We start from the raw sequence: 12780 nt of genomic DNA, 5'->3' as shown, positions 1-12780 counted from the left end.
CATAATGTAGCCCCTTTTTTCTGCCCCTACATGTGGAAGGTTACCGTGACTCAGAAGCCCGACCAGTGTCTTGGTGAATGGATCGACCGTGAAGCACTCGCAGAAGCGATGATTCCGCTTATCGGTCAGCTCTACCGCAATAACAACGTGGTGAGCTCGATCTATGGCCGCAGTCTGATCAACCAGTCTGTCATCGCGATTCTCAAAGCTCACCGCTTTGCTCGCCATCGCCAGTCCGATGACAGTGAATTGTCCGTCCACGAAACATTCCCGCTGCTCAAGGCAATGAGCGAGCTCAAGCTCGGCGCTGCTTCGGTAGACCTGGGCAAGCTGGCTGTCAAATTCAAAGCCGAGGGTAATGGCCGTACCGCCGAAGCGTTCGTTCGTGACGAACTGGCCGATGTGGTCGGCAAGCAGAATGGTTCCGGTCGTACCGGCACCGACGTTGTCCTGTACGGCTTCGGTCGTATCGGTCGTCTGCTGGCGCGCATCCTGATCGAGAAAACCGGTGGTGGCGACGGCCTGCGTCTGCGCGCCATCGTTGTCCGCAAGGGCGCCGAGAACGATCTGGTCAAACGTGCCAGCCTGCTGCGTCGCGACTCGGTGCACGGTTCGTTCAATGGCACCATCACCATTGATGAAGCCAACAACACCATCACCGCCAACGGCAACCTGATCCAGGTTATCTACGCGAAGAACCCGACTGAAGTGGACTACACCCAGTACGGCATCAAAAATGCGCTGCTGGTGGACAACACCGGTGTATGGCGTGACGCCGATGGCTTGGGCCAGCACCTGGCTTGCCCGGGTATCGACCGCGTTGTTCTGACCGCGCCTGGCAAAGGCAAGCTGAAGAACATCGTTCACGGTATCAACCACGGTGAAATCACTGCTGATGACAAGATCGTGTCCGCCGCTTCCTGCACCACCAACGCCATCGTGCCGGTGCTGAAAGCTGTGAATGACAAGTTCGGCATCATCAACGGTCACGTCGAAACCGTTCACTCGTACACCAACGACCAGAACCTGATCGACAACTTCCACAAGGGTGATCGCCGTGGCCGTAGCGCCGCGCTGAACATGGTTATCACCGAGACTGGTGCTGCCACCGCTGCTGCCAAGGCCCTGCCTGAGCTGGCCGGCAAGCTGACCGGTAACGCGATCCGTGTTCCGACGCCGAACGTGTCGATGGCCATTCTCAACCTGAACCTTGAGAAAGCCGCCACTCGTGAAGAGATGAACGAGTACCTGCGCTACATGGCGCTGCACTCCGATCTGCACAAGCAAATCGACTACGTCAATTCGCAGGAAGTGGTTTCCACCGACTTCGTTGGCTCGCGCCACGCAGGCGTTGTGGATGCTGAAGCGACCATCGTTCAGGATAACCGCGTTGTTCTGTACGTCTGGTACGACAACGAGTTCGGTTACAGCTGCCAGGTGGTTCGCGTGATGGAAGACATGGCCGGTGTAAACCCGCCAGCGTTCCCGCGCTAAGCCTTAGCCGCACATGAAAGCGCCCCGACTTTGGTCGGGGCGTTTTTGTTTGTGCAGTTTGGTCAGTTGCAGGTGTGTTGTCGGTGTTGGCCTCTTCGCGAGCAAGCCCGCACACATTTGACCGCGTCCGCCGGGACAACTCGATCAAATGTGGGAGCGGGCTTGCTCGCGAAGGCGATGGATCAGGCGCCGCCGACTACTGCCGCTTGCGCAGTCCGCAACTCATGACGATTGCCCCGGAACAGCACCAGCGTCGCAATCAACCCCAATACCGCTGCGCCACTGAGCCAGATCCCCGGTGCCGCCTTGTTGTCCAGCACATGGATCAGATACGTACAGGCCGCCGGTGTGAAGCCACCAAAGGTCGCGGTCGCCAGGCTGTAGGCAAGGGAGAAACCGGTCGTGCGAACTTCCACCGGCATGATCTCGGTCAGGGCTACGACCATGGCGCCGTTGTACGAGCCATACAGGAACGACAGCCACAACTCGACGATCAGCAGATGGCTGAAGCTCGGGTTCGCAACCAGCCATGACAGCGCTGGATAAGCCGTGAGGATCGCCAGAATCGTCGCCGCCAACAGCAGGGGTTTGCGCCCGATTCTGTCAGACACAGAACCCATCACCGGCAGCCAGAAGAAATTCGACAGACCAATGCACACCGTCACCAGTAACGTATCCAGATCCGACAGATGCAGTTCGGCTTTGCCGAAGGTCGGGGTGTAGGCGGTAATCAGGTAGAACGACACCGTGGTCATCACCACCAGCGCCATGCCGGCGAGGACGATGCCGAAGTTCTGACCAATCGAGCGGATAATCTCTTGCAGGGTAGGGCGGTGCTTGCGCGCCTGGAATTCCGGGGCTTCTTCCAGCGAACGGCGGATCACGAAGATCACCGGCACGATCATGCAGCCGATCAGGAACGGCACGCGCCAGCCCCATTCACCCATTTCTTGCGGGCTGAGCCAATGGTTCAAACCCACGCCGAGCAGGCCGGCGAAGACCACCGCGGCTTGCTGACTGGCGGATTGCCAACTGACGAAGAAGCCTTTGCGGCCTGGTGTGGAGATCTCGGCGAGGTACACCGACACACCGCCCAGTTCCACGCCCGCCGAGAAGCCTTGCAGCAAGCGACCGAACAATACGATCAGCGGCGCCGCGACACCCAACGTCGAGTAACCCGGCACACAGGCAATCAATAGTGTGCCGGCGGCCATCATTGCCAATGTGATGATCAAGCCTTTGCGACGGCCGTGACGGTCGATGTAAGCCCCGAGGAAAATCGCCCCCAGCGGACGCATCAGGAAGCCGGCCCCGAAAGTGGCCAATGACAGCATCAGGGAAGCGAAAGCACTGTCGGCAGGGAAGAAGGTTTTAGCAATGGCCGTGGCGTAAAAGCCGTAGACCATGAAGTCGAACATCTCCAGGAAGTTTCCGCTGACGACGCGAAAAATTGCTTTGCCGTTGCTCGTATTGGAAGGCATTTGTAGGTACTCACGCTGGTAAATCTTGTTTGAAAACGCTGCACCTGTGGGAGCCTGCTCGCGATAGCGGTGACCGGATTTACGATTGCTTCGCAATCGGACGGGGGCAAGCCCCCTCGCCACACAGGCTCGCTCCCACAGGTTTGGCGTCTGGCTGACGGGCGCTGGCAGACCTCGCTCTCATGCGCTCTGAGGCCCATAATGGCGGGCGCGGTTTTGAGGGGAGATGAAGATTTGTTAACTGGACGGTGGAGTGGACTTGTGGTGCTGGCCGGCGTTTTGTCCGGTTGTGGCAACGGCGACAGCCTGGAACGCTTCGACGGCCCGACCATGGGCAGTCGTTATTCCATCCAATACGTAAGACATTCCTCCACGCCTGGGCCGAAAGCGGTGCAGGCCGAAGTAGAAAATATCCTCGCCGAAGTGGATCGACAATTCTCGACCTATCGCAGCGACTCGGACACCGAACGCTTCAACGCACTGCCGGCCGGCCACTGTCAGGTCATGCCTGGCCCGGTGCTCGAATTGATCCGTGTGGGCGAGCAGCTGTCATCTCAAAGCGGCGGCTCCTTCGACTTGACGGTGGAGCCGCTGCTCAATCTCTGGGGATTCGGTCCGCAGTCCCGAGAAGAAAAAGTCCCGAGCGCCGACGCCCTGGCCTTGGCGCGACAGCGCGTTGGCTATGGTCACTTACGCATCGAAGGCGATCGGTTGTGTAAAGACGCCCCGGTAGAAGTCGATTTCAACAGTCTCGCCGCTGGGTATGCGGTCGACCGGATCGCCAGCAGGCTCGAGACTTTGGGCATCGACAGTTACCTGGCTGAAGCCACCGGAGAACTCAAGGCTGTCGGGCACAAACCCGATGGTTCGGCCTGGCACGTCGCCCTTGAGGAGCCCCGCGATGACCAACAAGTGGCCAAACGCATCATCGCCGTCGACGGTTACGGCGTATCCACCTCCGGTGACTACCGTAAATATTTTAAACAGAACGGCCAGCGCTATTCCCATACCTTCGACGCCCGCACTGGAGCACCGGTCCTACACACCCTGGCGTCAGTCACGGTCATTCATCCTTCAGCATTAATGGCCGATGGCCTATCGACGCTGTTGCTGATTCTCGGTCCTGAACGGGGTTGGGACTATGCCGAAACCCATGACATTGGTGCATTCTTTGTGATTCGTGCCGATACAGGTTTCGTCACACGCACCAATCAGGCTTTTGAGCGCCTGGCGGGTGAGGAAACCAAGTGATTACGGCTTAAAAAGCATTTTTGATGGCGTTGTAGTGCAGGCAAAACTAGCCTACGACGCGACCAAGGGTTAATGTGCCCGGCGTTGACGCTTCTATAGACTGTGTCCGGGTTCTGCACTGGCCCCAAATTGTTCCTTCACGCCGCAGATCGGCGTGATTTAGCCGCAGGTGCCGAGGGCGCCGCGGCCTGTTCTGAGGAGTATGCATGGCTGTCTACAACTACGACGTGGTGGTGTTGGGTTCCGGCCCGGCGGGAGAAGGCGCGGCAATGAATGCCGCCAAAGCAGGACGCAAGGTGGCGATGGTCGATAGTCGTCGCCAGGTCGGCGGCAACTGCACCCACCTGGGCACCATCCCGTCCAAGGCCTTGCGTCACTCGGTCCGGCAGATCATGCAGTTCAACACCAACCCGATGTTCCGGGCGATTGGTGAGCCGCGCTGGTTCTCGTTCCCGGACGTTTTGAAAAGCGCCGAAAAAGTCATCTCCAAACAAGTCGCCTCGCGCACCGGCTACTACGCCCGTAACCGCGTCGACGTGTTCTTTGGCACCGGCAGCTTCGCTGACGAGCAAACCATCGAAGTGGTCTGCGCCAACGGCGTGGTCGAAAAACTGGTGGCCAAGCACATCATCATCGCCACCGGTTCGCGCCCTTATCGCCCGGCGGACATCGATTTCCATCACCCGCGTATCTATGATAGCGACACCATCCTCAGTCTCGGCCATACCCCGCGCAAACTCATCGTTTACGGCGCTGGCGTGATCGGTTGCGAATACGCCTCGATCTTCAGTGGTCTGGGTGTGCTGGTCGAGCTGGTGGATAACCGCGGTCAGTTGCTGAGCTTCCTCGACTCGGAAATTTCCCAGGCCCTGAGTTACCACTTCAGCAACAACAACATCACGGTTCGCCACAACGAAGACTACGACCGCGTCGAAGGTGTGGACAACGGCGTGATCCTGCACCTGAAGTCCGGCAAGAAGATCAAGGCCGATGCCTTGCTCTGGTGCAACGGCCGTACCGGCAACACCGATGCGCTGGGTCTGGAAAATATCGGCGTGAAGGTCAACAGCCGTGGCCAGATCGAAGTCGACGAAAACTACCGCACCTGCGTGCCGAATATTTATGGTGCCGGTGACGTGATTGGTTGGCCTAGCCTGGCCAGTGCCGCCCACGACCAGGGCCGTTCGGCCGCTGGCAGCATTGTCGACAATGGCAGCTGGCGCTTCGTCAACGACGTGCCAACCGGCATCTACACCATTCCGGAGATCAGCTCGATCGGCAAGAACGAGCAGGAGCTGACTCAGGCCAAGGTGCCGTACGAAGTGGGCAAGGCGTTCTTCAAGGGCATGGCGCGTGCGCAGATTGCCGGCGAGCCGCAAGGCATGCTGAAGATCCTTTTCCATCGCGATACCCTGGAGGTGTTGGGCGTTCACTGCTTCGGTTATCAGGCGTCGGAGATCGTGCACATCGGTCAGGCGATCATGAGCCAGCCGGGCGAACAAAACACCCTGAAGTACTTCGTCAACACGACGTTCAACTACCCGACCATGGCAGAAGCCTATCGAGTAGCGGCGTACGATGGCCTCAACCGGCTTTTTTGAGCGGCTCCGGCCGGTGGCCTGAGCCGGCCGGGGAGACCGATTTCAGCAATTCTCGAGCGTGGCAGTGGCCAAACCGGGAAAGTCTGTAATCAGGCTGTCAACGCCGAAGTCGGCGAGTCTGCGCATCAGCGCGGGCTCGTTGACTGTCCACACCGACACATGCAGCCCCTGACGCTGCGCCTTCTGCAGGCGTTCCGGCGTACACAGGGTCCAGTTCAGCGCCAGCATCTCGCATCCGTAGTTTTGCGCGACCTTCAGCGGGTCGAGCCAGGCATATTCGGCCACCAATCCGCGAGACACGTCCGGCACCAGATCCAGCGCGGCTTTCAATACTTCGCGTGAACTCGACGTAATCGTAATCTTGTCCCGCATACCGAAACGTTGCGCCATTTCGCGAATCGCCAGCACGGTGGTCGCGGCGCGGGTGCGTGAAGCGCTTTTGACTTCCAGCTGCCAGTGCTCGAAATCGCACTTCTCGAACAATTCTTCCAGCGTTGGAATCGGGCAGGGTTTGATCCAGCCTGGGCCACCCTTGCGCGCGTCGTAGGTCACCAGTTCCGCGGCGGTATGTTCGACTACTTTGCCGCGACGCTCGGTGGTGCGTTTGAGGGTCGGGTCGTGGATCACCATCAACTCGCCATCCCTGGACAGGTGCAAGTCCAGTTCGCAACGGCGTACGCCGTGCTTGAGGCATTCCTGAAAGCTGGTCAGGGTGTTTTCCGGTGCTTCGCCCTTGGCGCCGCGATGGCCGTAGATGAGAGTCACGGTTCTTCCTTAAATTAAATGCCTGATTCGTTTTGTTCGCGGGCCAGGCGTCGTTCTTGTGCCTGTCGCTGCAAGATGTAACGGGCCAGCAATTGCCGCTGGGCATCGGACAGGTATTCGAACTCGGTGCCGATGTCATAGCCGTCGCCCTTGCGGTCACAATGGGTGACACGGGCCCGCAGCAACAGGCCAAGGGCTTGCGGCATCAGCACCAGTTTCACCGACAGGTGCGCGCCGGTGGCGATGGGCGTCGGATGCTGAAAGTCGATGCCCCCTTCGGAGATAATCACTGGCTGCGGCTCGCCGATCTGTCCGAGCACGGTCAAGGCGACCACCTGGCTCAGCAGATCGATGCGTTTGTTCTGGGATTTCAGGAACGCGGCGATGGTCCGGTCGCGTTCGCTGATCTGTCGCAGCAGGTGTTGTGATTCGAATTCGCTCAGGTGCAGTTCGCTGAGCAGGTTGAATAGAGGGGAAGCATCCTGCAACACTTCCTGGCCTGCGGCTTCGGGAGCAGACAGGGGCCGAATTTCCAGTGCGATCGTGTCCTCGATACGGTAGTATTCGCGGCGATCTTCTTCATCTAATGTCGACATGGCGAACCCATGGTAGCGGCGGTGGTCTGAGTGTAAAGCTGGTTATCGACCCCCGCCACAAGGACGTTCCTTTTCCCTCCGAACAAGCCCCGACATGTTCAGACCTCTCTTCGTATTTATTGGCACGCGTTATACCCGTGCAAAGCGTCGCAATCATTTTGTGTCGTTCATTTCCCTGACCTCGATGATCGGACTCGCCCTTGGTGTGGTCGTGATGATCGTCGTGCTGTCGGTCATGAACGGCTTCGATCATGAGATGCGCACCCGCGTGCTGGGCATGGTGCCCCACGCGACCATCGAGTCCGGTGAGCCGATCGGCGACTGGCAAAGCCTGGCCGCCAAGGTCAAGCAGAACCCGCAGGTGGCGGCGGTTGCGCCCTTCGTCCAGATGCAGGGCCTGCTGACCAACAACGGCAAGGTCTCCAAAGTGCTGCTCAATGCCATCGACCCTGTGCAGGAGCGGCAGGTGTCGATCATTGATAACTTCATGCAGCAGGGCAAACTCGACGACCTGGCGCCGGGCAGTTTCGGCATCGTCATCGGCGACAAGGCCGCGGCCAAGCTCGGCGTGGCGGTCGGCGACAAGCTGACGTTTGTCGCGCCGGAAGTCACCGTGACCCCGGCCGGGATGTTCCCGCGCATGAAACGCTTTACCGTGGTCGGCATCTTCCATGTCGGGGCCGGTGAGATCGACGGGTATCTGGGCATCACAAACCTGCAGGATCTAGCGAAGCTGCACCGCTGGAAGCCGGATCAGGTCCAGGGGCTGCGCTTGAAGTTCGACGACTTGTTCCAGGCGCCACGCGTCGCGTGGACCATCGCCCAGCAGCTCGGCGAAGACAAGTATTACGCCCGCGACTGGACCCGCACCCACGGCAATCTGTATCAGGCAATCCGCATGGAAAAAGCCATGATCGGCCTGCTGTTGCTGCTGATCGTCGCCGTTGCGGCGTTCAATATCATTTCCACGCTGGTAATGGTGGTGAACGACAAGAAGGGCGACATCGCGATCCTGCGCACCCTTGGCGCCACGCCGGGTTCAATCATGGCGATCTTCATGGTCCAGGGCACGGTCATTGGCGTGGTCGGTACGCTGATCGGCGCTGTGGTCGGGATCTTCGCCGCGCTCAACGTCAGCGCCGCGATTTCGGCCCTTGAAGGGCTGATCGGCCACAAATTCCTGAACGCCGACGTGTATTTCATCGATTACCTGCCGTCGCAAGTGCAGAGCCAGGACGTGTTGATGGTCTGCGCCGCCGCGTTGGTTCTGAGTTTCCTCGCCACCCTGTATCCAGCCTGGCGTGCCGCGCGCACCCAGCCTGCGGAGGCGCTACGTTATGAGTGAGTCGGGCATGAGTGATAAAGCAATCTTGAGCTGCCGCAACCTGGGCAAATCCTACGTGGAAGGCCCGGAATCGGTAGAGGTTCTGGCGGGTCTGCAACTGGAGCTGCACCCAGGTGAGCGCGTGGCGATCGTTGGTACGTCGGGTTCGGGCAAAAGTACCTTGCTCAACCTGCTGGGTGGCCTCGATACGCCGACCAAGGGCAGCGTCTGGCTGGCCGGTGAAGAACTCTCCGCACTGAACGAAAAGGCCCGTGGCCTGCTGCGCAATCGGTCGCTGGGTTTCGTTTACCAGTTCCACCACTTGCTGCCTGAGTTCACCGCGCTGGAAAACGTCTGCATGCCGTTGCTGATCGGTAAAACCGCGATCCCGGAAGCGCGTCAGCGTGCGACGGCGTTGCTGGAGCGGGTAGGGCTGGGCCATCGTCTGGAGCACAAGCCGGCGGAATTGTCCGGTGGTGAACGCCAGCGTGTGGCCATCGCCCGTGCCCTGGTGAACAAACCAGGCTTGGTGATGCTCGACGAGCCGACCGGCAACCTCGACTCCCATACTGCTCAAGGCATTCAGGATTTGATGCTGGAACTCAGCACCTCGATGCGCACCGCGTTTCTGGTGGTGACCCACGACATGAACCTGGCTCGCCAGATGGATCGCGTCCTGCATTTGCAGGAAGGTTGCCTGACACCCATCTGATTGGCCGAAACCCGGCGCACCGAACGGTGCGTCGGGTCTTTTATTTTTATACGGTGCCCCAGCGAATGTTCAGACCGTTATCGATCTTTATCGGCATGCGCTATACCCGCGCCAAGCGCCGCAATCGCTTTGTTTCCTTCATCTCGATGACCTCGATGATCGGCCTCGCCCTGGGCGTGCTGGCGATGATCGTGGTGCTGTCGGTGATGAACGGCTTCCAGCGCGAAATGAGCTCGCGCATCCTTGGCATGGTGCCCCACGCGACCATCGTCGGCGTGAACCCTATCGACGATTGGCAGCCAGTGGCCGTTGCAGCGATGAAAAATCCTGAAGTCACCGCCGCCGTGCCGTTTACCGAGATGGAAGGCATGCTGTCCTACAAGGGCACGATGCAGCCGATCCAGGTCAGCGGTGTCGACCCGGCGCTGGAAGGCAAGGTCTCGATCGTTGCCAAGCACATTGTTCAGGGGCGTCTCGACGCCTTGAAGCCAGGCGAGTTTGGCGTGGTGGTCGGTGAGATCACTGCACGACGCTTTCGCTTGAATGTCGGCGACAAGATAACCCTGATCGTGCCGGAAATCAGTACTGCACCGGGCGGCATCACCCCGCGCATGCAGCGACTGAACGTGGTTGGCGTGTTCAAAGTTGGCGCCGAGCTGGACGGCTCGATGGCGCTGATCCACCTCGCCGATGCCGCGCAGATGCAACACTGGCAGCCGAATCAGGTGCAGAGCGTGCGCCTAGCGGTGAAGGACCTGTACGCCGCGCCGCAAGTGTCGAGTGACATCGCGACCGGCCTGGGCGCCGCCTACAAGGCTGACGACTGGACTCACACCCAGGGCAGTCTGTTCAGCGCGATGAAGATGGAAAAAACCATGATCGGCCTGCTGTTGCTGATGATCGTCGCGGTGGCGGCGTTCAACATCATCGCCACCCTGATCATGGTGGTGAACGACAAGGGCGCGGACATCGCGATCCTGCGCACCATCGGCGCGACGCCTCGGCAGATCATGGCGATCTTCATGGTGCAGGGCACGGTGATCGGAGTTGTCGGTACCTTGATTGGCGGTGTGCTGGGCGTGATCGCAGCGCTGAACGTCAGTGAACTGGTGGGCTGGATGGAGCGGGTCAGCGGGCAGCACATCTTCAGTTCCGATGTGTACTTTGTCAGTAACTTGCCGTCGGAACTGCAGGGCGCGGATGTGTTGTTGATCTGTTCCGCCGGTTTCATCATGAGCTTTTTGGCGACGGTGTATCCGGCGTGGCGGGCGGCGAAAGTTGAGCCGGCTACTGCATTGCGGTATTCGTAAGTCCCCAATGATCGTTCCCACGCGCAGCAAAGGAATGCCTCAACGGATGCTCTGCGTTCGGCTCCTGATGTGACGCAGAGCGTCACTGGCTGCATTCCCACGCAGAGCGTGGGAATGATCAGGTTCGTGGCAACTCAATCACAAACCGCGTCCATCCGTTATCCGATTCACAACGAATCTGCCCGCCATGGGCGCGGATGATCGATTGGGTGATCGCCAATCCCAACCCCGCATGTTCACTGCTGCCTTCCCGGCGCGCCGGGTCTGCCCGGTAAAAGCGGTCAAACAAACGCGGCAACAAGTCTTCAGAAATCCCTTCACCACTGTTTTCTACAGTCAGGCTCAAGCCATTCGGCTGTTCGATAATCCGCACTCGCACCTCGCCACCGACCGGGGTAAACCGCAACGCATTGTCCAGCAAATTGGACAGCGCCCGACGCAACATACTCCGGTCGCCCTGCATGCTCGCGCTGCCGTCACGACTCAACTTCACCTGAGCGTCTTCGGCCAGCGGCGCAAAGAACTCCAGCAGCACATCGGCTTCTTCCGCCAGCTCCAGCGGTTCGCGCTTGGGCATCAGCAAGCCGTGGGCAGCCTTGGCCAGGTACAACATGTCGTTGACCAGTTGCGCCATCCATTGCAGTTCTTCGAGGTTGCTGTGCAGCGCTTCGCGGTAATCCTCGATAGGGCGAGGGCGGGTGAGGGTGACCTGGGTGTGGGTCAGCAGGTTCGACAGCGGTGTGCGCAGTTCATGGGCGATGTCGGCGGAGAACGCCGAGAGGCGCTGAAAAGAGTCATCGAGGCGTCCGAGCATGGCGTTGAAGCTGTGGGCCATTTCTGCGAGTTCTGGCGGCATGTCTGCTTCTGGCAGGCGCGCGTTGAGCGATTGCGCCGATACGCCGCTGGCGACCGCACTCATGCGGCGCAACGGGCGCAAACCACTGCGCGCGGCCCAGGCGCCGAGCAGGGCGGTGGCCAGGGCCGAGAGGCCGACCGTCAGCCAAATCAGATGCTGCATGCGTTGCAGAAAGTGTTGGTGATGGGTGATGTCCAGCAGCAAAGTCAGTTGCGGTGAATCGGGTTTATCGGGGATAAGCGGCGCATTCAGGACGCGATAGTCGGTGCCGTCGTCACTCACTGTCGATAGGCCCAACTGGTGCGGCAAGTCTTTGGGTAAACGGTCCGAGCTGTCGTACACGCGTTGGCCGTCACTGCCGATGATGCGCAGCGAAAGATCGGCTTGTCGGCTCAATTCATCGGCCAGTTTGGCCTCGGTTTCACTGGACTGAATGTCATCCAGCGCCCGACGCAAGCCAATCAGTTTGCCGTCGAGCAATTGCTGGTCCAATTCAACAAAGTGCGCCTCGCTGGCGCGGCTGAACAACACCCCGGCGAACAACGACACCACGGCAGTGCATGCTGCGAATAGCAGCGCCAGACGATTGCTGAGTGAGAGTCGGCGCATCAGGCAGGACGCTCTTCAAGGACATAACCCATGCCGCGCACGGTGTGGATCAACTTGTTCGGGAAGTCATCGTCGATCTTCAGGCGCAAACGGCGGATCGCCACTTCGATAACGTTGGTGTCGCTGTCGAAATTCATGTCCCACACCTGGGACGCGATCAGCGACTTAGGCAGAACTTCGCCTTGGCGTCGCAGGAGCATTTCCAGCAGGGCGAATTCCTTGGCGGTCAGGTCGATGCGCTGACCGTTGCGCTCGACTCGGCGGCGAATCAAGTCCAGGCGCAAGTCGGCCAGTTGCAGGCTGGTTTCCTGAGGTGTGGCGCTGCCGCGACGCAGCAGGCTACGTACCCGGGCCAGCAGTTCGGAGAAGGCGAACGGTTTGACCAGGTAGTCGTCGGCGCCCAGTTCCAGGCCGTGAACCCTGTCCTCCACCGCGTCTCGGGCGGTAAGAAACAGTACCGGAGTGTCCAGGCCGGCACCGCGCACCGCTTGCAGAATCTGCCAGCCATCGCGACCGGGCAGCATTACATCGAGGATCAACAAGGCGTAATCGCCGCTCAATGCCAGTTGCTGGCCGGTGTTGCCGTCGGCCGCCAGTTCGGTGGTGAAACCGGCCTCGGTCAGGCCCTGACGCAGGTAATGGCCAGTTTTCGGTTGGTCTTCGACAATCAGCAGTTTCATGGGCGACTCGGGTAATTGGAACGGGTGCGTTATACCGTGGGCGGCGGCGATAAAGGCCAACCTGACAAAGTTGTAATCTGCCTGTCAGGTGGCTGGCAGAG

Annotated in this window: 11 protein-coding genes; 6 read left to right on the top strand and 5 right to left on the bottom strand. The window is 59.7% G+C overall.

The genetic code is table 11. The annotated features are described in order from the left end of the window. Positions 1-30: 30 nt before the first annotated feature. Positions 31-1494, top strand: coding sequence for a glyceraldehyde-3-phosphate dehydrogenase (locus AB4O41_RS07235; protein WP_460146896.1), 1464 nt, complete (start codon positions 31-33; stop codon positions 1492-1494). Positions 1495-1676: 182 nt separating this feature from the next. Here the strand turns inward: AB4O41_RS07235 and tcuC are convergent, their stop codons facing one another. Beyond that, on the bottom strand, positions 1677-2975 hold the full coding sequence (gene tcuC, locus AB4O41_RS07230) for a tricarballylate/proton symporter TcuC (RefSeq protein WP_460146895.1): 1299 nt from the start codon (positions 2973-2975) through the stop codon (positions 1677-1679). A 201-nt stretch (positions 2976-3176) separates the two neighbouring features. On the opposite strand from tcuC, the gene AB4O41_RS07225 reads away from it, so the two are divergent. After that, complete coding sequence (locus tag AB4O41_RS07225) at positions 3177-4226, top strand: FAD:protein FMN transferase (RefSeq protein WP_460146893.1); 1050 nt, start codon at positions 3177-3179, stop codon at positions 4224-4226. A gap of 206 nt (positions 4227-4432) precedes the next feature. Next, positions 4433-5827, top strand: a complete 1395-nt coding sequence (sthA, locus tag AB4O41_RS07220; RefSeq protein ID WP_460146891.1) for a Si-specific NAD(P)(+) transhydrogenase — start codon at positions 4433-4435, stop codon at positions 5825-5827. Positions 5828-5869: 42 nt separating this feature from the next. Here the strand turns inward: sthA and AB4O41_RS07215 are convergent, their stop codons facing one another. Beyond that, positions 5870-6592, bottom strand: a complete 723-nt coding sequence (locus tag AB4O41_RS07215) for a glycerophosphodiester phosphodiesterase (RefSeq protein ID WP_460146889.1) — start codon at positions 6590-6592, stop codon at positions 5870-5872. 14 nt (positions 6593-6606) lie between these two features. Then, complete coding sequence (locus AB4O41_RS07210) at positions 6607-7188, bottom strand: PilZ domain-containing protein (RefSeq protein WP_123359981.1); 582 nt, start codon at positions 7186-7188, stop codon at positions 6607-6609. Between the two features lie 94 nt (positions 7189-7282). On the opposite strand from AB4O41_RS07210, the gene AB4O41_RS07205 reads away from it, so the two are divergent. The 3 genes from AB4O41_RS07205 to AB4O41_RS07195 all read left to right on the top strand — a co-directional run bounded on the left by AB4O41_RS07205 (position 7283) and on the right by AB4O41_RS07195 (position 10534). Next, positions 7283-8533: a lipoprotein-releasing ABC transporter permease subunit gene (locus AB4O41_RS07205; RefSeq protein WP_460146886.1), complete on the top strand. Its 1251-nt coding sequence runs from the start codon at positions 7283-7285 to the stop codon at positions 8531-8533. Positions 8534-8540: 7 nt separating this feature from the next. Further along, positions 8541-9224: a lipoprotein-releasing ABC transporter ATP-binding protein LolD gene (lolD, locus tag AB4O41_RS07200; protein ID WP_018928149.1), complete on the top strand. Its 684-nt coding sequence runs from the start codon at positions 8541-8543 to the stop codon at positions 9222-9224. A 65-nt stretch (positions 9225-9289) separates the two neighbouring features. After that, on the top strand, positions 9290-10534 hold the full coding sequence (locus tag AB4O41_RS07195; RefSeq protein WP_460146884.1) for a lipoprotein-releasing ABC transporter permease subunit: 1245 nt from the start codon (positions 9290-9292) through the stop codon (positions 10532-10534). A 118-nt stretch (positions 10535-10652) separates the two neighbouring features. On the opposite strand, the gene AB4O41_RS07190 is transcribed toward AB4O41_RS07195, so the two are convergent. Both AB4O41_RS07190 and AB4O41_RS07185 read right to left on the bottom strand, forming a co-directional pair. Next, on the bottom strand, positions 10653-11999 hold the full coding sequence (locus AB4O41_RS07190) for a heavy metal sensor histidine kinase (RefSeq protein ID WP_460146882.1): 1347 nt from the start codon (positions 11997-11999) through the stop codon (positions 10653-10655). Then, on the bottom strand, positions 11999-12679 hold the full coding sequence (locus tag AB4O41_RS07185; RefSeq protein WP_030128399.1) for a heavy metal response regulator transcription factor: 681 nt from the start codon (positions 12677-12679) through the stop codon (positions 11999-12001). The genes AB4O41_RS07190 and AB4O41_RS07185 overlap by 1 nt, the downstream gene beginning before the upstream one ends. Positions 12680-12780: the final 101 nt, after the last annotated feature.

Source organism: Pseudomonas sp. S2_A02, assembly GCF_054668495.1.
This window is presented reverse-complemented; position numbering and strand designations above follow the sequence as displayed.

Coding starts and splice junctions, on each gene's coding strand:
- tcuC (WP_460146895.1), bottom strand. CDS start 2,975: ATGCCTTCCAATACGAGCAACGGCAAAGCAATTTTTCGCGTCGTCAGC.
- AB4O41_RS07210 (WP_123359981.1), bottom strand. CDS start 7,188: ATGTCGACATTAGATGAAGAAGATCGCCGCGAATACTACCGTATCGAG.
- AB4O41_RS07225 (WP_460146893.1), top strand. CDS start 3,177: ATGGCGGGCGCGGTTTTGAGGGGAGATGAAGATTTGTTAACTGGACGG.
- sthA (WP_460146891.1), top strand. CDS start 4,433: ATGGCTGTCTACAACTACGACGTGGTGGTGTTGGGTTCCGGCCCGGCG.
- AB4O41_RS07235 (WP_460146896.1), top strand. CDS start 31: ATGTGGAAGGTTACCGTGACTCAGAAGCCCGACCAGTGTCTTGGTGAA.
- AB4O41_RS07195 (WP_460146884.1), top strand. CDS start 9,290: ATGTTCAGACCGTTATCGATCTTTATCGGCATGCGCTATACCCGCGCC.
- lolD (WP_018928149.1), top strand. CDS start 8,541: ATGAGTGATAAAGCAATCTTGAGCTGCCGCAACCTGGGCAAATCCTAC.
- AB4O41_RS07190 (WP_460146882.1), bottom strand. CDS start 11,999: ATGCGCCGACTCTCACTCAGCAATCGTCTGGCGCTGCTATTCGCAGCA.
- AB4O41_RS07185 (WP_030128399.1), bottom strand. CDS start 12,679: ATGAAACTGCTGATTGTCGAAGACCAACCGAAAACTGGCCATTACCTG.
- AB4O41_RS07205 (WP_460146886.1), top strand. CDS start 7,283: ATGTTCAGACCTCTCTTCGTATTTATTGGCACGCGTTATACCCGTGCA.